Genomic DNA, 20,197 nt, shown 5'->3' with positions numbered 1-20,197 from the left:
TTTGTTGGCCGGTCGTTCGTGCCGCTGGGCACGCCCGCTCGTTCTTCACTGTGGGGCGGTCGGTGCGCCGTTCCGGGCGAGCAGGACTTGGAAGCACTAACCGATGGGCGAGGGGTACGCATGACCGACACCGGCCAGGTCCCGGGCGAGGGACTGCCGGAGAACGCAGGCATGGTGGAGCAGCCGGGCGCCCCCGCCCCGGACGCGTACACCTTCCTCGACCCCTCCGAGAATCACGCCGAGGACGACGACCTGCTCCTCATGCCGGGTGCCCAGGGCGCCTGGGGCAACGAGGTGGGCCCACCGGCCCCCCAGCCCCTCGTCCACGAACCCGGGCCGCACGAGACGGCGGGCCGGGACAGCGGCTCGGTCGACCTCAGCGCCGTCCGCGGGGCCAGCCCCGCGCCCGCCGCGCAGCCGGTCACGCCGCGCCGCCCGCTGCACCTCGGCCCTCCGACCCCGGACGTCTCCGCGGGCCCGGTGCGCTCGCTCGCCGACCGCGGCCCCGCCTCCGCACCGCTCGCCACCCCCGCCCACGCGATGAACCCCGCGGCCGCGGTCCGGCACGCCGGTCCGCCGACGGCGGGGCCCGAGTACCTCGACGTGCCGCAGCTCTCCGAGATCCCGCCGCAGGGCGCGGTGCCCTGGGGGGCTCCGCCCGCCGGTCCCGGGCCGACGGCTGAAGAAACGGTCGTCCCGGCCGCGGGACAGGGCTCCGAGGCCGGCTTCGCCGCCGGAACGGAAACGGCGTTCGGGGCGGCGCCGACGCCTGGCGAAGCCTCGGAGTCCGCGGCGTCCCCCCTGGCGCACCCGACCATGGAAGAGGCCGGGCACGTGGGACTCGCGTCCCCCGCCGCCGTCGATGCTGCGGCCGCGGACGCGGCTCTCGCGGCACCGGACGGCGACCGCACGGCCGAGGCGGCACAGGACCACCTCGCCCACGCGGGTGCGGAGCAGGGACCGGAGGCCACCCACGCGCCGGAGGGCTCGCCGGACTTTCGGACCCCGGAGACCCCCGACGCCGCCTCCTTCACGGCGGCCGGGGACGTTCCGCACACGGAGCCGACCGCGGACGACGCCGCCGAGCAGGTGTCCGACGCCCACGCGGCCGGGCACGCCGTCACCCCGGCGGGGATTGCCGTGGACGAAGGGAACCTGACCCCCGACCAGGCGTTCCAGGCCGCGCAGGACCAGCCCGTCCAGGACGGGGCCGCGGCCCAGGACCAGGCGGCTCACCAGACCGCCCCGGAGGTCGCGGACCCGTCCGTCCACCTCGCCGACCCGGCGGGCCACGTCACCGACCAGGCCGCACACTTCACGGACCAAGCCGTCCCCTTCGTCGAGCAGGCCGCCCACGCGGCCGAGCAGGCGGCGCGGTTCCCGGACCGCGCGGTCCGGTTCGTCGACGCCGGTGTCCACATCCCGGAGTCGGCCGTCCAGTTCGCGGACGTCGCGGCAGGTGGCCGAGCGGGCGGGGCGGAGGTCGGATTCGCCGGGGCCGCGCAGCCCGCGCCCGCCCCGCACCCCCACATGCCCTCCCTGACGCACGAGCCCGCCGAGGCGCGGACACCGGCCGCGGACACCGCGGACGACTCGTACGGCCAGGCGGTTCCCGGCGTCGGGGCCTTCCCGCTCCAGGCTGCCCAGTTCGCGCCCTCCGCCGAGGCGCACGCCGCGTTCGCCGAGGCCGCCGCCGGCGTTCCTGCCGGCGTCGCCGCGCCCGCCGAGGCGTCCCACGCGGCCGGCAACCAGTCGCAGGGCGATGCGTCCCACGCGGCGAACCAGCCGCACGACGAGGACCTCTCCGGCGAGGCGCGGGGCGAGGCCGGCTTCCGGAGCGTTTCCGCGGAGCCCTCGGCGGACGACTCGCTCGGCCGGTTCGTACCCGTCGACGGCCAGGTGCCGACGACCCCGCACCTGGCCCCGACCCCGCCGCACGCCATGACCGTGCCGCCGCTGCCCACGCAGGAGTGGCTCCCGGCCGGGGACTCCGCCCAGGAGCAGGCCCCGGTCCTCGCCGACCTGCCGGAGGCCGCACCCGGACAGACCCCGGAGGCTCCCGCCCACGAGGAGGAGCCCGTCGCCCCGGTGCCCGCACCCCGCGAGGCCGAGGCACTCCCCGTACCGGAACCGCTCGACGCGGACCCGGAACCCGTAGTCGCACAGCAAGCGGAGGACCTGGACACCCAGGTCGCCGACCAGGAAGAGAGCACGGCCGCAGTGGAAGACGTACGAGAGTCCACCGGCCCGGCGGCCCCCGGCTACGACGACGCCGAGCGCGAGGCGGTCCTGCGCGTGATGCGCGAGCGCCGCGACATCCGCAACGGCTTCCGCAACGACCCGATCCCGCACGACGTCCTGCTGCGGGTCCTGGAAGCCGCGCACACCGCGCCGTCCGTGGGCCACTCCCAGCCCTGGGACTTCGTCGTCATCCGTTCCGCCGAGACCCGCCGCACGATGCACGAACTGGCGGCACGCCAGCGCGAGGCGTACGCCAAGTCGCTGCCCAAGGGCCGTGCCAAGCAGTTCAAGGAACTGAAGATCGAGGCGATCCTCGACACCCCGGTGAACATCGTCGTCACCGCCGACCCGACCCGCGGCGGCCGCCACACCCTGGGCCGGCACACCCAGCCGCAGATGGCCCCGTACTCGTCCGCGCTCGCCGTCCAGAACCTGTGGCTCGCGGCGCGCGCCGAGGGCCTCGGCGTCGGCTGGGTCAGCTTCTTCGACGAGCGCGAGATGGTCCGCGCCCTCGGCCTGCCCGAACACCTGGACGTCGTGGCGTATCTCTGCGTCGGCTACGTCGACGAGTTCCCGGAGGAGCCCGAGCTCATGCAGGCGGGCTGGTCCAAGCGCCGTCCGCTGTCCTGGGTCGTGCACGAGGAGACGTACGGCCGACGCGCGCTGCCCGGCGAGGAGCCGCACGACCTGCTCGCCGAGACCGTCTCCAACATCCGCCCGCTGGACGCCAAGGCGCTCGGCGAGGCCTGGGAGCGGCAGAAGCGGATGACCAAGCCCGCGGGCGCGCTGGGCATGCTGGAGATCATCTCGGCGCAGCTGTCGGGCCTGTCCCGGATGTGCCCGCCGCCGATCCCGGAGCCCGCCGCCGTCGCGATCTTCGCGGGCGACCACGGCGTGCACGCCCAGGGCGTCACCCCGTGGCCGCAGGAGGTCACCGCCCAGATGGTGGCCAACTTCCTGGGGGGCGGCGCGGTCTGCAACGCGTTCGCCAACCAGGTCGGCGCGGAGGTCTGCGTCGTCGACGTGGGCGTCGCCTCCGACCTCCCCGCGACGCCGGGGCTGCTGCCGCGCAAGGTCCGCGCGGGCACCGCCGACATGACCACCGGCCCCGCGATGACCCGCGAGGAGGTCACCGCGGCGATCGAGGTGGGCATCGAGACGGCCCGCGACCTGGTGGCGGCCGGCAACAAGGCACTGCTGACCGGTGAGATGGGCATCGCCAACACCACCGCGTCCGCCGCGCTGATCTCGGTCTTCACCGGCGCCGACCCGTCCGAGGTGACGGGCCGGGGCACCGGCATCAACGACGAGACCCTGGCCCGCAAGACCGAGGTCGTGCGCCGCGCCGTCGAACTCCACCAGCCGGATCCGGCCGACCCCATCGGCGTCCTCGCGGCCATCGGCGGCCTCGAACACGCGGCGATGGTCGGCCTGCTGCTGGGCGGTGCCTCCCTCCGTACGCCGGTGATCCTGGACGGTGTCAGCGCAGGCGCGGCGGCCCTGGTGGCCCGCGCCATCGCCCCCGAGGTGCTCGCCGCCTGCATCGCGGGCCACCGCAGCGCGGAGCCGGGCCATGTGGCGGCCCTGAACAAGCTGGGCCTGCGCCCGCTGATCGACCTCGACCTGCGCCTCGGCGAGGGCACCGGCGCGCTGCTGGCCCTGCCCGTGGTGCAGAGCGCGGCGCGCGCCATGCACGAGGTGGCGACGTTCGATTCCGCGGGCGTCACCGAGAAGTAGCCGGCCGACGTGGTGGGCAGGCGTTCCGCGGTGCGGAGGACCTGCCCACCACCGCGCCCCGCCCGCGCGCCCGCCCGCGGCACAGCCCCGGTTTCGGGGGGAGGCGGGCCCGGGAAGCAACCCCCACCCGGCCCGTTCACCGGGCCGGCGCCTAAAATCCGCACGTCAGGGCCGCTCCACAGCCGCGGCGCGCCCCACCGCACCGTCCGTACGAGGAGCCGCACCGCCATGGCCGAACACCCCGCCTACCCCGTAGGTCTCCGCCTGACCGGCCGCCGCGTGGTCGTCCTCGGCGGCGGCCAGGTGGCCCAGCGCCGTCTCCCCGCACTCATCGCCGCGGGCGCGGACATCCACCTCGTGTCACCGGAGGCGACCCCCTCCGTCGAGGCGATGGCGGACGCGGGCGAGATCACCTGGACCAGGCGTCCCTACGAGGACGGCGACCTCGCCGGTGCCTGGTACGCCCTGATCGCCACCAGTGATCCCGAGGCGAGCGCGGCGGCCTCCGCCGAGGCCGAGCGGCACCGCGTCTGGTGCGTCCGCTCCGACGACGCCGACGCGGCGACGGCCTGGACGCCGGCGACGGGACACAGCGAGGGCGTGACGGTCGCGGTCCTCACGACGGACGCGCGGGGCCGCGACCCCCGGCACACGGCGGCGATCCGTGACGCGGTGGTCGAGGGGCTCCGCGACGGGACCCTGGTGGCGCCGCACCACCGCACCCGCGCCCCGGGTGTCGCCCTGGTCGGCGGCGGTCCCGGCGACCCGGACCTGATCACGGTCCGCGGCCGCCGTCTGCTCGCCGAGGCCGACGTGGTCATCGCCGACCGCCTCGGCCCGCGCGACCTGCTGGCCGAACTTCCGCCGCATGTCGAGGTCATCGACGCGGCGAAGATCCCGTACGGCCGGTACATGGCCCAGGAAGCGATCAACCACGCGCTGATCGAGCACGCGAAACAGGGCAAGTCCGTCGTCCGTCTCAAGGGTGGCGACCCCTTCGTCTTCGGCCGTGGCATGGAGGAGGCCCAGGCACTCGCGGAGGCGGGCATCGCCTGCACCGTGGTCCCCGGCATCTCCAGCTCCATCTCGGTGCCCGGGGCGGCCGGCATCCCGGTCACCCACCGGGGTGTCGCACATGAGTTCACCGTGGTGAGCGGTCATGTCGCCCCCGACGACGAACGCTCCCTCGTCGACTGGCCGGCCCTCGCCGAACTGCGCGGCACACTCGTCATCCTCATGGGCGTCGACAAGATCGGCCGGATCGCCGAGACCCTGATGGCCCACGGCAAGCCGGCCGACACCCCCGTCGCCCTGGTCCAGGAGGGCACGACCGCCGCGCAGCGCCGGGTCGACGCGACCCTGGCGACGGTCGCCGAGACCGTCGTCGCACAGGACGTGAGGCCGCCCGCGGTGATCGTCGTCGGCGAGGTCGTGAACGTCGGCCCCGGACAACCGGTAGGGCCGGCTCCGGAAGTATCCGAGTAACCCGGGGTAACCCAACCCTTTCCCAGCCGTTGGCACCGCACTCAGGACAAGGCAGTATCACCCTGTGGCCGATCTCATCACCGTCGAGAACCCGGACGACCCGCGTCTGCGCGACTACACGGGCCTGACCGACGTGGAGCTGCGCCGCAAGCGCGAACCCGCCGAAGGCCTGTTCATCGCCGAGGGCGAGAAGGTCATCAGACGGGCCAAGGACGCCGGATACGAGATGCGCTCCATGCTCCTGTCCGCCAAGTGGGTCGACGTCATGCGCGATGTCATCGACGAGCTGCCGGCCCCGGTCTACGCGGTCAGCCCGGAGCTCGCCGAACAGGTCACCGGCTATCACGTGCACCGCGGCGCGCTCGCCTCCATGCAGCGCAAACCGTTGCCGACCGCGGACGAACTCCTGGGATCCGCCCGCCGGGTGGTCGTCATGGAGTCGGTCAACGACCACACCAACATCGGCGCGATCTTCCGCTCCGCCGCCGCCCTCGGCATGGACGCGGTGCTGCTCTCCCCGGACTGCGCCGACCCGCTCTACCGCCGCTCCGTGAAGGTCTCCATGGGCGCGGTCTTCTCCGTCCCGTACGCGCGTCTCGACAGCTGGCCCAGGGGCCTGGAGTCGGTCCGCGAGGCCGGCTTCACGCTGCTCGCCCTCACCCCGGACGAGAAGGCGCGATCCCTCGACGAGGCGGCCCCGTACCGGATGGACCGGGTCGCGCTGATGCTCGGCGCGGAGGGCGACGGCCTTTCCACGAAGGCCCTGATGGCGGCGGACGAATGGGTCCGCATCCCGATGGCGCGCGGCGTCGACTCGCTCAACGTGGGTGCGGCGGCCGCGGTCGCGTTCTACGCGGTGGCGACGGGGCGCCCCGGCGTCTGACCGGCCGTTGCCCGGTCGCGGGGCACGTGAGCTGTCCCGGTCTTCGTCCCGGATGCACGGACGTCACCCGGACGCCCGGATCTCCGGGCGTCCCGTGCGGCCGGGCGCGTCGGCCCAAGGGCTGTCCCGTGATCACCGGCGGGCGCACGACGACAGCCACGGCACCTCGCCGCGTTGTCGGATCGCCCGAATACGCCCAGTATGAGGTCGACCCTCCGCCTTGCGATGCACCGAATCTGACGCCGCGCGCCGATCCACCGGGGATTACGGGACAGCCCTTAGCCGGCCGTCCCCTCGACGCCCAGGTGCCGCTCGCCCCCCACGTCCCCGGTGGGCCCCGGCCAGGGCGACGGCCGCTCCTGTCCGAGGACCCGTACGACCTGGTGCCCGCCCCCGTCGCCGAGCCCGCGCGCCGGACCCTGGCAGCCCTGCGCCACCGCGATGCCCAGGGCGACGAGCAGCGTCACCACGACGAACACGAAGAGCCGCTGCCGCAGCAGCCGCGGATTGGCGGGCCCCCGGCGCCCGGTCCCGGTGGTCCGAGGCCCCTGCCGCCCGGCCCCGCTGCGGGGAGCGGGGCGGCTGCCGGAGCGCCCGGTGCTCCGGGAGGGCGTGGGACGCGAACCCGACGGGGCCGGCCGGGAGCCGCCGCCGTTCGTCCCGCCGGTGCGCGGCGGGGGAGTGCCCTGCGGGCGGCGCTGGGTGGGCTGTTCGGCGTACTGCTCGGCGAGGCGCCCCGTCGGCCGGTCGGGGTCGTTGCGCTGCGTGGGCGGCCGGACGTCCGTCATGCCCTGTGCCTCGCGAGCGGCGATCTCCTTGAGCCGCAAGGACAGTTGGAGCGTGCTGGGGCGCTCCTCGGGGTCCTTGGCGAGGCAGGCCCGGACGAGCGGAGCCAGTGCGTCGGGAACGCCGTGCAGCTGCGGTTCCTCGTGCACCACCCGATAGAGCATCACTTCGGAACTGCCGTGCCCGAAGGGCGAGTCGGAGGTCGCCGCGTACGCCAGGGTGGCCCCCAGCGCGAAGACGTCCGTGGCCGGGGTGACGGCAGCGCCGCGCACCTGCTCGGGCGCCAGGAAGCCGGGCGAGCCGACGGCCGTGCCGACATGGGTGAGGGTGGAGGCCCCCGTCGCCCAGGCGATGCCGAAGTCGATGATCCGCGGCCCCTTCGGGGACAGCAGGATGTTGGACGGCTTCAGGTCACGGTGCACGACCCCCGCCTCGTGCACCGCCACGAGTCCCTCGGAGAGCGCGGCGCCCACGGCCGCCACGTCGGCGGCCGCCATCGGGCCCTCCTCGGCGACCTTGTCGTGCAGCGAGGGCCCGGGCACGTACTGCGTGGCGAACCAGGGCCGCTCCGCGTCGAGATCGGCGGCCACGAGCCGGGCCGTGCAGCCGCCCCTGATCCGCCGGGCCGCCGAGACCTCGCGCGCGAACCGTGACCGGAACTCCTGATCCTCCGCCAGATCCGGCCGGATCACCTTGAGCGCGACCCGCTGACCGCGGCGGTCGGAGCCCAGGTAGACCACGCCCATCCCACCCGCGCCGAGCCGCCTGTGAAGCCTGAACGAGCCGACGACACGCGGGTCCTCGCGCCTCAGGCGCATCATCGCCATGTCCATCCCCGCTGCCCGGTCCGTTTGACGAGCCACAGCTTACGTTTCCGCGGCCGGGAGCGCGCAGAGGCCGCGCCCTCGCGGCCCGATCGATTGTCAGTGCCGGGTGGGAAACTTGAGAGGTGGTCAGGGAGTGCGCGAACAGCACGGCCTTGGGCCGGCAGTGATCCCAACCACCCGTCGCAGAAGGGGGATTGAGCCCGTGAAGGGTGATCGCGTGGAGATAGTCGTGGACGCCGGGGACACGACGCGTACGTACGAGGTGGTGGCGAGCAGGGCGGGCCGCAGGGTGGAGACAGCGGTACGCCGAGGTGTCGTGGAAGTGAGCGAAGTCACCCGAAGTGGATCAGTCGTGCGCACCGCGCGCTTCATGGCGACGCGGGTGCTGGCGCTGGTCGAGCAGCCGGTGCCCAGGGAGGACAGCTCGGAGCAGTAGGGGCGCACCGGCCGCCCCCTCCGGGAAGACCCTGAGACCTAGGTCCTCGTCTCCACCCAGGGGAGTACACCGCAGGTCATCGCTCATCCTCCGGGAGGCCCGGCAATCGGTACGAGGGCATGACGACCCGGTGCCGTCGCGCCCATAGATTTGAGGTCAAGCGGCGGGTGCAGCACTCGTCCCCCGAGGTCAGACACCCGCCGCTGCCAACCACACAGATGCTCGGTCAGGAGAGGGACCATGGCCCACACGGCACCGCGGACGGCGATCCGCACGCAGGGACGCAGGGCATACAGCGCCGCGTTCCGCCCGCGTCGCCAGGGTCAGCGCCACCCCTTGGTGGCGACAGCGATGGTCCTTCCTCTGGCGGCCCTGCTCGTAGTCGTCTTCGGCGGCTGGGAGTCAGTGGTCACACAAGCGTCGTCCGTGGGCGTGATGCTGGGGCGCTGAGCGGCGCCCCAGGCCCGGAAGAGCGGTCCGGGCGGGGACATCCGGCCATGAAACCCCGTGGGGACGGGGGTGCGGCGGACGGCAAAAAATGCCCGCGCAGCTGGGGAGCTGCGCGGGCATTGTTTTGCGGCCGCCCGGGGAGGCACGACAGCGGGCGCCGGGGACGGCGGATTCGTCGCGGTGCGTCCCGCTGCGTACGCTCGCCCGGTACCGAACGCACCCAGGGGGACCCGTGACCGCAGACGTGCTGCCCGCGCTGACCGCCGGGGCGCGGAGCGCGGCCCACCCCGCGGCCGGCGCCTGCGCGCACCGGGACAGTGTGCTCGCCGACCGGGCCGACGGCACCGTCGTACGCCACGGCGACACCGTGGCCAAGGCCCACGCGCCCGGCACGGATCCCGCCGACCTCGCCCGCCGCCTCGCGGTCGCCGCGCACCCCGCCCTGTCCGGCATCCTCCTCACCCCGCTGCGCCCGGAGCCCGCCGACCTCCACGGGCGGCCGGTCACCTTCTGGCCGTACGGCACCCCTGTCGACCCCGAGGTCCCCGAGGCGGCCCCCTGGGAGGCGGCCGCGACCCTGCTGGCCCGCCTCCACCGCACTCCCGCTCCGGCCGGCGTGCCGCCCATGCGGGGACCCGTCAAGGCGGCCCGGGCGATCGCCCGGCTCCGGGCGGCGGGTCCGCATCCGGCCTCCGCCCCGGTCCTGCGCGCCTGGGCGGTCCTCCCGGCCTGGGCCCGCGCCGAGGCGGCCATGCCCGGGCCGGACACCCTGTGCCACGGAGACCTGCATCTCGGCCAGCTCGTCCGGCACCCCGCTCCGGCCGGCCGCTGGCTCCTCATCGACGTGGACGACCTCGGGGTGGGCGTCCCGGCCTGGGACCTGGCCCGACCGGCCGCCTGGTACGCCTGCGGCCTGCTCCCGCCCGACGACTGGACCCGCTTCCTGACCGCCTACCGGGGCGCGGCCGGCCCGGCGGTCCCCGCCGACGGCGACCCCTGGCCCGCCCTGGACACGGCCGCCCGCGCCCTCACGGTGCAGACCGCGGCCCTGGCGATCGCCAAGTCCGTCGCGGCGGACCGCCCGTTGGACGAGGTGCAGCAGGCCGTGATCGACGCCTGCGGCCGAATGGGAGCCGTCCCGCCGCAGTTGGGACCCGGTCCGACGACGTAGGGTGCAACCGATCGAGGCCGGGCAGTGTCTGTCCTGGCGGAAGCAGTACCGACCGGCGAGGAGTTGAGCCGAGCATGCAGTGTCCGAAGTGCCATGCGCCGATGCACACGTACAACCGCAACGGTGTCCAGATCGAGCAGTGCAGCGGCTGCCGCGGGATCTTTCTCGACTACGGCGAGCTGGAGGCGCTGACCCGCGTGGAGTCGCAGTGGTCGCAGCCCGCGCCGCCGCCCCCGGCCGCCCCGCAGGCGTACCCGGGTGCTCCCGCGCCCGCCTGGGGCGCCCCGCACGGCGGTGGCCACGGCGGCGGTCACTACGGTGGCGGCCACGGCGGACACCACCGTCACAAGAGCTTCGGGCACATGCTCTTCTCGTCGTGATCGTGCCGGCCGGGGTGTCCCCGGCCGGGCGTGGCGAACACGACGAAGCCCCCGACCGTACGAGACGGCCGGGGGCTTCTGGCTGGTGCGCGATACTGGGATTGAACCAGTGACCTCTTCCGTGTCAGGGAAGCGCTCTCCCGCTGAGCTAATCGCGCGGGACGGACCTCAACGTACAGGATCCGGGGCGTACTGCGTGCGCGATACTGGGATTGAACCAGTGACCTCTTCCGTGTCAGGGAAGCGCTCTCCCGCTGAGCTAATCGCGCGGGTTCGGATCTCGCACACCAGTGCGGGGCGATCCAGTGGACGATACTGGGATTGAACCAGTGACCTCTTCCGTGTCAGGGAAGCGCTCTCCCGCTGAGCTAATCGTCCTTGGAGGTGGAGACGGGATTTGAACCCGTGTAGACGGCTTTGCAGGCCGTTGCCTCGCCTCTCGGCCACTCCACCAGGAGCGCGGGGGTTCGGGTGGATCCCCCACTGTCCTGCGAGCGGACGACCAGGTTCGAACTGGCGACCTCAACCTTGGCAAGGTTGCGCTCTACCAACTGAGCTACGTCCGCTTGTCGTTTCCGGTCGGCTTGCGCGTCCCGGCGACGTGTTGAACTCTAGCGGATTCCCGGGCCAGTACAAAAACGCGTTTGCGCAGCGTGCTGCGGTCTGTCCGCCCGAGGACACGGCCAGGGCACCCGCAGGTCACCCGTCCTAGACTCGACTGCGTGCTCGACCTCCCTCCTCTCGCCCGCTTCGGTGACCTCGTCGCGACCGGTCTCCTCGATGTCACCGGCGACCCCGCGGCCCTGGACTCCACCGGCTTCTGGGCCGTGTCGGCGGACTTCGAGGGACGTCTGGTCTGCGCCCGTTTCGCCGACGTACGGCGCGAGCCCGTGCCCGCCCCCGTGCCCGGCCAGTGGCGCGGTCCAGTCGCCGGTGACTGGACGTCGTCCCTCGACCGCGCCGCGTACACCCGCGGCGTCCGCCGCATCCGCGACCACATAGCCGCCGGCGAGGTCTACCAGACCAACCTCTGCCGCGTCCTGTCCGCGCCGCTCGCCCCCGGCGCCGACCTGGACGCCCTGACCGCCCTGCTGGCCCGCGGCAACCCGGCCCCGTACGCCGGCACCGTCCGGCTGCCCCGGCAGGGAGTCGAGATCGCCACCGCGTCACCCGAACTCTTCCTGCGCCGGACCGGCCGCACGGTCGAGTCCGGCCCGATCAAGGGCACCGGACGCACCGAGGCCGACCTGCTGCGGAAGGACTACGCGGAGAACGTGATGATCGTCGACCTGGTCCGCAACGACCTCGGCCGGGTCTGCGCCACCGGCAGCGTGACCGTGCCCGACCTGTGTGCCGTCGAGAAGCATCCCGGGCTCGTCCACCTCGTCTCCACCGTCCGCGGCGAGCTGCGCGAGGACGCCGGCTGGCCCGAGCTCCTCGCCGCCGCCTTCCCGCCCGGCTCGGTCACCGGCGCCCCCAAGGCCAGCGCCCTGCAGATCATCGAGGCCCTGGAGACCGCCCCACGCGGCCCGTACTGCGGGGGCATCGGCTGGGTCGACGCGGACCGCGGCACCGCAGAACTCGCCGTCGGCATCCGCACCTTCTGGGCCGACCGGGAGGAGGGCGTCCTGCGGTTCGGCACCGGCGCGGGCATCACCTGGGGCTCCGACCCGGAGGGCGAGTGGCGCGAGACCGAGCTGAAGGCGTCCCGACTGCTCGCTGTAGCGTCGGGAGCATTCGAGGTGAGTGAAGGGATCCTGACGTGAAGATCTGGCTCGACGGCGGGCTGCAGGACATCGAGTCCGCCCGTGTCTCCGTCTTCGATCACGGACTGACCGTGGGCGACGGCATCTTCGAGACCGTGAAGGCGGTGGAAGGGCGGCCGTTCGCGCTGACCCGGCACCTCGACCGGCTGGCCCGGTCCGCGCACGGCCTCGGGCTGCCCGACCCCGATCGCGACGAGGTGCGCCGCGCCTGCGCGGCCGTCCTGGACGCCAACCCGGTGCCGCTCGGCCGCCTGCGCATCACGTACACCGGCGGCCACGGCCCGCTCGGCTCCGACCGGGGAGACCGGGGACCGACCCTGGTCGTCGCCCTCGGCGAGTCCGCGCGGCGCCCCGACTCCACCGCCGTGATCACCGTCCCGTGGACCCGCAACGAGCGCGGCGCCCTCACCGGCCTCAAGACCACCTCGTACGCCGAGAACGTGGTCGCGCTGGCCCGCGCGCGCGAACAGGGCGCGTCCGAGGCGCTGTTCGCCAACACGGTCGGGCAGCTGTGCGAGGGCACGGGGTCGAACGTCTTCGTGGTGCTCGACGGCGAGATCCACACCCCGCCGGTGGCCTCCGGCTGCCTCGCCGGCATCACCCGCGCGCTCGCCGTCGAGTGGACCGGCGCCAGGGAGACCGACCTGCCGCTGGACGTCCTGGAGCGCGCCGACGAGATCTTCCTGACCTCCACCCTGCGGGACGTGCAGGGCGTGCACCGGGTCGACGGACGTGAACTCCCCGGCGCGCCCGGACCGGTGACGGCGAAGGCGATGCGGATCTTCGACGAGCGGGCCGGAAACGACCTCGATCCGTAGGACGGGCGGACCGGTCCACGCGCTCCACGCCCACGGCCCGGAGCCCCTGGCCCGGTCCGTCGTCGGCGGTGGACGGTCCGCCGGCGGTCGTAAAACGGGATGACGGGGGACCGTGGGGCGGGTAGAACACCCCTGATGACCACGACCCTGCGGCCGACCGAGCCGCTTCAGCGCGGAGCCGACGGGGCGCTGTCCCGCCACTACCAGGTGTGCGTGAACAGCCGCCCCGTGGGCGGGATCCATCTCTCCACCCATGCCGAGTACGGGCCCACCGTGGGCCGGGTCGGGGAGCTGAGCATCGACGAACCGGACCGCGGCCGTGGCCGGGGCACGGTGGCCGTGCTCGCGGCCGAGGAGGTGGCGCGCGGCTGGGGCTGCAGACGCGTCGAGACCTCGGTGCCCGGGGACGCGGAGGCCGCACTCCGGCTCGCCACGACGCTCGGATACGTCCTCAGCAACCGCAACATGACGAAGCGCCTGGACGGGCCGCCGCCCGGACTGCCCGCCGGGAGCGTCGGACGGCCCATGACCGAGGCCGAGTACGTCCCCTGGCTGGCCCGCGAACGCGAGGCGTTCGCCCGCGCCCTGATCGAGCGGGGCGTGCCCGAGGCGGAGGCGTACACCAAGACCGACCTGGGGCACGCCAGGTTCATGCCGGACGGCCTGGCCAGTGAGAACACGCTGATCAGCGTCCTGGAGCAGGAGGGAACCCCGGTCGGCACCCTGTGGGTGGGGCTGTGGCCCGACATGGCGTACGTGCTCGACGTCGAGGCCGACACGGCGTACCGGGGCCGTGGCCACGGTCGGGCCCTGATGCTGCTGGCCGAGGCCCAGGCCGTGACCGGCGGGCGGGACCGCATAGGCCTCAACGTGTTCGCGGGCAACACCCCGGCCGAGAAGCTCTACGAGTCGCTCGGCTACACCACGAGCTCGTACCACCTCTACAAGAACCTGCTCTGAGGGCGCTACTCGCTCCCGGCCAGCAGCCGGTCGGCGATCTCCTCGACGCGCTCGCGCAGGCCCTCCCGGCTCTTGCCGCCGTCGAGCCGTTCGCCGCCGATGACGTACGTCGGGGTGCCGGTCACGCCGATGGCCTTGCCCTCGGCCTGGTCGGCGTCGACGATCAGGATGTGCCGACCGTCGATCAGAGCGGTGTCGAACTCCTCCGCGTCCAGGCCGAGTTCACGGGCGACCTCGATCAGGAAGGGCTCGCCCCCGCGGTCCAGCTCCTCGACACGGCCGAGCACCGCCTCCACGTACGGCCAGGCACTCCCCTGCTCGGCGGCCTCCTCGGCGGCCTGCGCGGCGGCGAAGGCGTGCCGGTGCTTCTCCAGCGGGAAGTGCCGCAGCCGCAGCTCCAGCCGGTCGCCGTAGCGAGCGCGCAGCGCGCGCAGGTCGTCGAGGGCGTCGCGGCAGTCGGGGCACTGGAGTTCGCACCAGACGTCCAGGACGGCGGTGGGCCGGGCTGCGGAGGAGTCGTTCATGCCCCCAGTCTCCCAGTCCCGGGCCCGGTCGCCGACACGGGACCGAGGGGCGCGGGCCGGTGACGTGCGGACCGGGACCTGGGGAGGACCCCGACCCGGAGATGTCCCTGAGGTATGCCCGGAGCATGGCATATCGGGCGCGGGGCGGTGCAGGATGGAAGGGACGAACCGCCCCCGCCCCGTCGAGCCCTGCCCTGGAGGACCGGATGATTGCCGAGACCGTCTGTTCCGCCGTCTCCGCCGCCGGCCTGGGCATCGCCGCGGTCACGGCCTACCGCAAGCGCTTCCTCGCCGCCGCCCGCATCGCCGCCTACGCGCTGGTGCCGGTCGGACTGGTGATGACCGGGGTCGTCGGCTGGCTGGCCGACACCGCGTTCAGCCCGACCGCTTGGGCGGGCTTCGCCGTGCTCGCCGCGGCCTGGCTGCTGTTCATGACGGTGCGGGCCGTGGAGCGGCGCGGTGGCGGAACCCGCAAGGAACGCAAGGCGGCCGCCCGCGCCGCCCAGCGTGAGGCGGTGGCCCCCACCGCCTCGGCGCCCTCGTTGAGCCAGGGCTCCCGCCCGGCCGCGCGCCCCGCCACGACCCCCAGGGCCTCGGGCGCCGGGGACGACTTCAGCGACATCGAGGCCATCCTGAAGAAGCACGGCATATGACGCCCCGCACGGTCTGAAGCGACACGGCGGATCATGCGGGTCGCGGAAACGATCACGTTCGTTCCTGCTCATCGCGGATATTGCGGATATTGGCGAACTCCCTGTCATCCCGGGCGTGTTGATCGCGAAGCGGGTGGTGGCTGCGTCATCATCGCCGCGAGATGCTGGACACAACACAGAGCGACCCCGCCGCGCCGCCCGAGGAGCGGCGAGGTTGTCTCTTCGCACTTTCCCAGCCACCGCTGATGATCTTCCTGGCGGTGATCGGCTGTCTCCTGCTCATGGCTTCGCTGCACGACCTGCTGCTGCTCTGAGCCGTACACGGAGCCCCTGGCGTCACCCGCCGAGGGCTCCGTAGCCCGCCGCCGTCCAGTCCGTCACACGTCGGTCCGCCGCATGTCGACCCTTTTTCCGCGGCCTCCTCGGCGACCCCTCAGCCCGCCGCTTCCTTCCGGCGTGCCCGGTACGCGGCCACGTGGAGCCGGTTTCCGCACGTCCGGCTGTCGCAGTAGCGGCGCGAGCGGTTGCGCGAGAGATCGACGAAGGCGCGCCGGCAGTCCGGCGCCTCGCACCGGCGCAGCCGGTCCTGCTCTCCGGCGACCACGAAGAACGCCAGCGCCATCCCGCAGTCGGCCGCGAGGTGGTCGGCGACCGAGGCACCCGGCGCGAAGTAGTGCACGTGCCAGTCGTAACCGTCGTGGTCGGTGAGGCGGGGCGTGGTGCCCGCCGCGGCGACCAGCTCGTTGATGAGCCCGGCGGCGATCCGCGGCTCGTCGGCCGCGAAGACCCCGGCGAACCGGCCGCGGACCCCGCGTACGGCCGCGAGATCCTGCGCCGACAGCACACCGACATCACTGATTTCGTGCTTTCGTACGAAATCGGCGAGGGACGGGACATCCGCGAGTCCGTCCGCCGTGTCGTCCTCCGGCGCGGTGTTCACCAGATCCACCACGGTGTCGAGGGCGCACCGGGTGTCGTGGGTGATCAGCACGTTTTTGCTCCCTGGCCTGAGGGTCGGGCGGCCGCCCGCCGATGCTGGCCGATGGTAGTGGCTTCCCGGCCGCGGGGGAGCGGGGACGGCCCGGTCGGCATGCCTCCGGGCGGCCCGGAGGGCGGGCGGGCGTGTGCACTGCGTGACCGGGCGCACGGCGCGAAGAAACCGGAGGGACGGTGCGGAGGAACCGGACGGACGCTGCCCCGTGCTGACGGTGCCCGGTCCCGGTCCGACGACGTCACCTCACGTCACGACCTTGGTACCCAGGGCGCCCGTCCCTGCACGCACCGACGCCGTCGCCGCGGGAGTCCGCGGCGACGGCGCCGGTGTTCGTGATCTGTGCGGTTGTGCCACATGCTGTTGTGCCTAACTCGGTTGTGCCCTATGCGGTTGTGTTAGCCCGAGCCGTCTCCCCGAGTGGACGGCGCCGGGCGGCTCTGTGGAGTCGCTAGCTCTCGGCCAGGATGTGTGAGAGCTCCGTGTCGAGATCGAAGTGCCGGTGTTCCGTGCCTGGCGGCACGGCGGCGTCCGTTCGCTTCAGGAAGGACTCCAGGGCCCGCGCCGGGGCCTCGAGCAGAGCCTCGCCCTCCGGGGAGCTCAGGGCGATGCATACGACGCCCTGACCATGACTTCGGGACGGCCAGACTCGGACGTCGCCGGTACCGGTGGGCCGATGGAGGCCCTCCGCGAGGAGGTCGCGGGCGAACACCCACTCGACGGTTTCCTCGGCTCCGGTGTGGAAGGTGGCGTGCACGGCGTAGGGATCGGCCGTGTCATACCGCAGTCCTGCGGGAACAGGCAGTGAGGACTCGCTCGACACAACGAGGCGCAGGTGCAGCTCGCAGCTGACCGTGGTGTTCATAAGCGCCAGGGCCTTTCGCTCAGTGTGCGCTCGGGGATTCGCACGTCGGCGAAATCGACATGCCACCTACGGTGCCGTTGTAAACCCCTCTGAGTGTTTTGCGTGCCTTTACGTAACTCATCCGGCCGAGGGTGCCTTCGCCGGATAGGGCCATTCCGGTGACTGGTTTCTCTCCGGTAGGGTTTGGTCGTATGAATACGGGGAGTGACGAGCCGGGCGAGGCCGCCATGGCTGATGGCGAGAGGAAGGCCGAGCAGCCGCTCGGTTCGCGGGCGCCGGAATTCATCAAGGCGCGTCGCGCGCTGCACCTGAGCTGGCAGGTGGGCGTTTTCGTCGTGGGGCTCGCGGTGGTCGTCGCGGGCGTGATCATGCTTCCGCTGCCGGGCCCCGGCTGGCTGGTGATCTTCGGGGGCATGGCGATCTGGGCGACCGAGTTCGTCTGGGCGCAGCTGGTGCTGCGCTGGACGAAGCGCAAGGTCACGGAGGCGACGCAGCGGGCGCTCGACCCCGCGGTCCGGCGTCGCAACATCATCCTGACGAGCGTCGGCCTGGTGATCGTCGCGGCCCTCTGTGCCGTCTACCTCTGGAAGTTCGGCTTCGAGATGCCCTGGAACATCAAGGAGTGACAAGGGGTGACAAGGGGTGACGGTGAGGCGTCCCCCGGGGCGGCCTTGAGCGCCTCCGGCCGGTCGGAGTCACCCCCTGACATGGGGTAATGTTCTCCCTGCGCCCGGGCGATTAGCTCAGCGGGAGAGCGCTTCGTTCACACCGAAGAGGTCACTGGTTCGATCCCAGTATCGCCCACAAGCACGGCAGGCGGCCCAGATCCACGGATACGTGGACAGGGCCGCCTTCGTCGTTTCCGAGCCAGGTCACGACGCGTCAGGTCACTCTGTGTAGCGTCTCGGCGCCGCGTACCGCGGTATCTCGGCCATGGGGCCATGTGGCCGGACAGCGACGTCCAGGGCGAACGAAGAGGGCCTCGGCCTCGGGGCATGGGGCTCGATGCCCGGTGCCGGTCTCCGCGGCGGTGCCGGACGGGTGCGGGCCGCGCCCGCGAGGTGTTGGCGCCGCCGCCCGGGGTGGGCGAGGTGGGCCACGATCGACAGCGTCCCCGGTGCCCGCTCCCGGATGACCTGCCGTCAGCCCTTGTGTCGGCCCCGCACACCACCGCCCGGGTGCCCTCCCCCGTGCCCCCGCCCCGCCACGAACACTCCAACGCCCGAAGATCGGGGTGAAGACGGACTTCCAGGATTATGTGGCCTTTTGGGAGAAGTTCCGGACCGGAGCCGCCCGTGGAAATCGGTCGGACATATTCCGGAACGCGGTCCCCTTCTTGCGGAAGTACGACAAGAGAGGAGTGCTGCCCGACCCCGGGCCGCGGATAGACGCCGGAAATGCCGGAGTCGAGAAGGCCGGTCAAGTCAACGTAAAGCAACTCGGTATTCCTTCCGATCCGACACGATGTCACTTGCCGTCGGCGAGGGGGTATTTGAGAAGGCGGGCATCACGCCCTGGCGGGACTGGACCCGGGACGGATGCCGCACCGCCCCGAGGAAGATCCACGACATCCGGAAGGTGCCCGGCGGCACGGACTGACCCGGCAGCAGCGACGCGGTTGCGGCCGTCCGTCCACCACCCCGTCAGATCGGCCTCGTCGAAACCGAGTCCGCGGTCCCCGGTGGCAGAAGTCGGCACGTACCGGCCTCGTCCGCGGATCCCCGGACCGGCACACTCGGTCCATGGACTGGTGTCACTACCGCTTCCGCAGCCTGTGGGCCCTGCCCGCGCCGCCCGCCGACGTCTACCGTGCTCTCGAACAGGCCGAGGACTACCCGCGTTGGTGGCCCCAGGTCCGCGAGGTGCGCCCGGCCGGCGACCGGAGCGGCATCATCCGGGTCCGCTCGCTCCTGCCGTACGACCTGGTCTTCACCGCACACGAGGTGCGGAGCGACCCGGTCGCCGGGGTCCTGGAGATCGCGATGTCGGGCGACATCGAGGGCTGGGCCTGCTGGACCGTGCGCGCCGACGGGCCGGGCACCCGCGCCCGGTACGACCAGGAGGTCGACGTGCGCAAGCCCCTGCTGCGGCGGCTCGCGGTGCCGGGACGGCCTCTGTTCAGGCTCAACCACGCGCTGATGATGCGTGCCGGGCAGCACGGACTGAGGGCCTCTCTGCGAGCGGTTTGAACGACACCCGCCAGGACCTGTATTGTTCAGTCCGTTCCCGGGCGATTAGCTCAGTGGGAGAGCGCTTCGTTCACACCGAAGAGGTCACTGGTTCGAACCCAGTATCGCCCACCGGGAAAGGCCGGTCCGTCGCAGACGGACCGGCCTTCTTGCATGCCGGACGGCCGGTGCCGGTGTCCACGCGGGCCGTCCCACGCTCGCGTCGGCCCGCCACGCGCGCCCGCGCTCAGGCCGCCGCGGACAGCTCCGGCCGCAGCGGCCACGACGGATCCACCGACTCCTCCGAGCCGCTGCGCGCGAACCAGGCCTGCAGCCCACGTGCCTGCGCCGCGTGCCACACGGACTGCAAGGTGTGCAGTTCGGCGGGGGAGAGCCGCTCCAGCCGGGGCGCGAACCGGCGTCCCACCGCACGTACCACCTCCATCGCGGCCAGCGCGTCCGCCGCCGCGTCGTGCGCGCCCTCCAGGGCGACGCCGTAGTGAGCGCAGAGGTCGGTGAGTGTGCGCCGGCCCTTGCGATAGCGGTCCAGATGTTTGTCCAGGACCCGTGGATCGAGCACGCGCAGCGGCGCCGACTCGAACCAGCGGTCGAGACAGGACGCCCGATGCCTGCGCAACTCCCGGTCCAGGAGCGTCAGATCGAACGGCGCGTTCATCACCACCAGCGGGCGGCCCACCGCCGCCTGCTCGTCCAGCACCCGGACTATCTCGTCCATCACCGGCGACGGCCAGCGGCCGTTGCGCTGCAGATGTTCCTCCGTCAGCCCGTGCACCGCCGTCGCACCCTCGGGAACCGGCACCCCCGGGTTCACCAGCCACCGGGTCACCCGGGGGCGGGAACCCGCGGCGTCCTGGACGACGACGGCGGCCGACACGATCCGGTCGGTCTCGACGTCCACGCCCGTGGTCTCCGTGTCGAACGCGGCCAAGGGGCCCTCGTACCAGCACGTCATACGCACACAACTCCTCGTTCACCCACGGCAGCTGACGCACCGTCTTCTGCCCGTTTGGTGATACCCGGGCTGTTTGCGCCGTA

The 20,197-nt window shown here is 72.9% G+C and carries 20 protein-coding genes and 7 tRNA genes; 17 read left to right on the top strand and 10 right to left on the bottom strand.

Going from position 1 to position 20,197, the window contains the following annotated elements; all coding sequences use genetic code 11:
* Positions 1-120: 120 nt before the first annotated feature.
* From cobT to OHB41_RS11490, 3 genes are all read left to right on the top strand, one after another.
* Positions 121-3,978, top strand: a complete 3,858-nt coding sequence (cobT, locus tag OHB41_RS11500) for a nicotinate-nucleotide--dimethylbenzimidazole phosphoribosyltransferase (protein WP_266697770.1) — start codon at positions 121-123, stop codon at positions 3,976-3,978.
* A gap of 228 nt (positions 3,979-4,206) precedes the next feature.
* Positions 4,207-5,463 (top strand): uroporphyrinogen-III C-methyltransferase, encoded by a 1,257-nt coding sequence (gene cobA / locus OHB41_RS11495; RefSeq protein WP_266697769.1) that lies wholly within the window; start codon positions 4,207-4,209, stop codon positions 5,461-5,463.
* 64 nt (positions 5,464-5,527) lie between these two features.
* A complete protein-coding gene (locus OHB41_RS11490; RefSeq protein WP_266697768.1) occupies positions 5,528-6,346 on the top strand; it encodes a TrmH family RNA methyltransferase in 819 nt (272 codons plus the stop codon).
* A gap of 278 nt (positions 6,347-6,624) precedes the next feature.
* Here OHB41_RS11490 and OHB41_RS11485 read toward each other — a convergent pair whose 3' ends face one another.
* A complete protein-coding gene (locus OHB41_RS11485; RefSeq protein ID WP_266697767.1) occupies positions 6,625-7,965 on the bottom strand; it encodes a serine/threonine-protein kinase in 1,341 nt (446 codons plus the stop codon).
* A 196-nt stretch (positions 7,966-8,161) separates the two neighbouring features.
* On the opposite strand from OHB41_RS11485, the gene OHB41_RS11480 reads away from it, so the two are divergent.
* From OHB41_RS11480 to OHB41_RS11465, 4 genes are all read left to right on the top strand, one after another.
* Entirely contained in the window at positions 8,162-8,395 is a 234-nt protein-coding gene (locus OHB41_RS11480) for a DUF8836 family protein (protein WP_081223398.1), read from the top strand.
* A gap of 240 nt (positions 8,396-8,635) precedes the next feature.
* A complete protein-coding gene (locus OHB41_RS11475; protein WP_148007775.1) occupies positions 8,636-8,845 on the top strand; it encodes a hypothetical protein in 210 nt (69 codons plus the stop codon).
* A gap of 232 nt (positions 8,846-9,077) precedes the next feature.
* Entirely contained in the window at positions 9,078-10,016 is a 939-nt protein-coding gene (locus OHB41_RS11470) for an aminoglycoside phosphotransferase family protein (protein WP_266697765.1), read from the top strand.
* Positions 10,017-10,090: 74 nt separating this feature from the next.
* Positions 10,091-10,396 carry a TFIIB-type zinc ribbon-containing protein gene (locus OHB41_RS11465; RefSeq protein WP_266697764.1) on the top strand — a complete coding sequence of 102 codons (306 nt, stop codon included), beginning with the start codon at positions 10,091-10,093 and terminating at the stop codon, positions 10,394-10,396.
* 83 nt (positions 10,397-10,479) lie between these two features.
* On the opposite strand, the gene OHB41_RS11460 is transcribed toward OHB41_RS11465, so the two are convergent.
* The 5 genes from OHB41_RS11460 to OHB41_RS11440 form a co-directional block, all read right to left on the bottom strand.
* A tRNA-Val gene (locus tag OHB41_RS11460) sits at positions 10,480-10,554 on the bottom strand.
* A 39-nt stretch (positions 10,555-10,593) separates the two neighbouring features.
* A tRNA-Val gene (locus tag OHB41_RS11455) sits at positions 10,594-10,665 on the bottom strand.
* A 37-nt stretch (positions 10,666-10,702) separates the two neighbouring features.
* Positions 10,703-10,774, bottom strand: a tRNA-Val gene (locus OHB41_RS11450).
* A gap of 1 nt (position 10,775) precedes the next feature.
* A tRNA-Cys gene (locus tag OHB41_RS11445) sits at positions 10,776-10,849 on the bottom strand.
* A gap of 40 nt (positions 10,850-10,889) precedes the next feature.
* Positions 10,890-10,962: transfer RNA gene (locus tag OHB41_RS11440), tRNA-Gly, on the bottom strand.
* Between the two features lie 156 nt (positions 10,963-11,118).
* Between OHB41_RS11440 and OHB41_RS11435 the strand changes: the two genes are divergently transcribed.
* The 3 genes from OHB41_RS11435 (at position 11,119) to OHB41_RS11425 (ending at position 13,940) form a co-directional block, all read left to right on the top strand.
* Entirely contained in the window at positions 11,119-12,162 is a 1,044-nt protein-coding gene (locus tag OHB41_RS11435; RefSeq protein ID WP_266697763.1) for a chorismate-binding protein, read from the top strand.
* Positions 12,159-12,980 carry an aminotransferase class IV gene (locus tag OHB41_RS11430; protein ID WP_266697762.1) on the top strand — a complete coding sequence of 274 codons (822 nt, stop codon included), beginning with the start codon at positions 12,159-12,161 and terminating at the stop codon, positions 12,978-12,980. Before OHB41_RS11435 ends, OHB41_RS11430 begins: the two co-directional genes overlap by 4 nt.
* 135 nt (positions 12,981-13,115) lie before the next feature.
* Positions 13,116-13,940, top strand: a complete 825-nt coding sequence (locus OHB41_RS11425) for a GNAT family N-acetyltransferase (RefSeq protein WP_266697761.1) — start codon at positions 13,116-13,118, stop codon at positions 13,938-13,940.
* 5 nt (positions 13,941-13,945) lie between these two features.
* Here the strand turns inward: OHB41_RS11425 and OHB41_RS11420 are convergent, their stop codons facing one another.
* On the bottom strand, positions 13,946-14,464 hold the full coding sequence (locus tag OHB41_RS11420; protein WP_266697759.1) for a DsbA family protein: 519 nt from the start codon (positions 14,462-14,464) through the stop codon (positions 13,946-13,948).
* Positions 14,465-14,670: 206 nt separating this feature from the next.
* Between OHB41_RS11420 and OHB41_RS11415 the strand changes: the two genes are divergently transcribed.
* Both OHB41_RS11415 and OHB41_RS11410 read left to right on the top strand, forming a co-directional pair.
* The gene (locus OHB41_RS11415) at positions 14,671-15,117 is read left to right on the top strand and encodes a hypothetical protein (protein ID WP_266697758.1); all 447 of its coding nucleotides are present in this window, start codon (positions 14,671-14,673) and stop codon (positions 15,115-15,117) included.
* Positions 15,118-15,278: 161 nt separating this feature from the next.
* Entirely contained in the window at positions 15,279-15,431 is a 153-nt protein-coding gene (locus OHB41_RS11410; RefSeq protein ID WP_194280740.1) for a hypothetical protein, read from the top strand.
* Positions 15,432-15,550: 119 nt separating this feature from the next.
* On the opposite strand, the gene OHB41_RS11405 is transcribed toward OHB41_RS11410, so the two are convergent.
* Both OHB41_RS11405 and OHB41_RS11400 read right to left on the bottom strand, forming a co-directional pair.
* Positions 15,551-16,108: a CGNR zinc finger domain-containing protein gene (locus OHB41_RS11405; RefSeq protein WP_266697756.1), complete on the bottom strand. Its 558-nt coding sequence runs from the start codon at positions 16,106-16,108 to the stop codon at positions 15,551-15,553.
* Between the two features lie 451 nt (positions 16,109-16,559).
* A complete protein-coding gene (locus OHB41_RS11400) occupies positions 16,560-16,973 on the bottom strand; it encodes an SsgA family sporulation/cell division regulator (protein ID WP_003959770.1) in 414 nt (137 codons plus the stop codon).
* Positions 16,974-17,164: 191 nt separating this feature from the next.
* Here OHB41_RS11400 and OHB41_RS11395 point away from each other — a divergent pair, with 191 nt between their 5' ends.
* The 5 genes from OHB41_RS11395 (at position 17,165) to OHB41_RS11375 (ending at position 19,273) form a co-directional block, all read left to right on the top strand.
* The gene (locus OHB41_RS11395; protein WP_266697754.1) at positions 17,165-17,599 is read left to right on the top strand and encodes a TIGR02611 family protein; all 435 of its coding nucleotides are present in this window, start codon (positions 17,165-17,167) and stop codon (positions 17,597-17,599) included.
* Positions 17,600-17,705: 106 nt separating this feature from the next.
* Positions 17,706-17,777 (top strand) — tRNA-Val (locus OHB41_RS11390).
* Between the two features lie 660 nt (positions 17,778-18,437).
* Positions 18,438-18,572 (top strand): hypothetical protein, encoded by a 135-nt coding sequence (locus OHB41_RS11385; protein WP_266697753.1) that lies wholly within the window; start codon positions 18,438-18,440, stop codon positions 18,570-18,572.
* 143 nt (positions 18,573-18,715) lie between these two features.
* On the top strand, positions 18,716-19,162 hold the full coding sequence (locus tag OHB41_RS11380; RefSeq protein WP_266697752.1) for an SRPBCC family protein: 447 nt from the start codon (positions 18,716-18,718) through the stop codon (positions 19,160-19,162).
* 39 nt (positions 19,163-19,201) lie between these two features.
* Positions 19,202-19,273: transfer RNA gene (locus OHB41_RS11375), tRNA-Val, on the top strand.
* A gap of 115 nt (positions 19,274-19,388) precedes the next feature.
* Here OHB41_RS11375 and OHB41_RS11370 read toward each other — a convergent pair.
* Positions 19,389-20,114 (bottom strand): 3'-5' exonuclease, encoded by a 726-nt coding sequence (locus tag OHB41_RS11370; protein WP_266697750.1) that lies wholly within the window; start codon positions 20,112-20,114, stop codon positions 19,389-19,391.
* Positions 20,115-20,197 lie beyond the last annotated feature (83 nt).

The sequence above is a fragment of the Streptomyces sp. NBC_01571 genome, assembly GCF_026339875.1.
GTDB lineage: Bacteria > Actinomycetota > Actinomycetes > Streptomycetales > Streptomycetaceae > Streptomyces.
The sequence above is the reverse complement of the archived record's forward strand: the minus strand, read 5'-3'. Positions and strand labels throughout refer to the sequence as shown.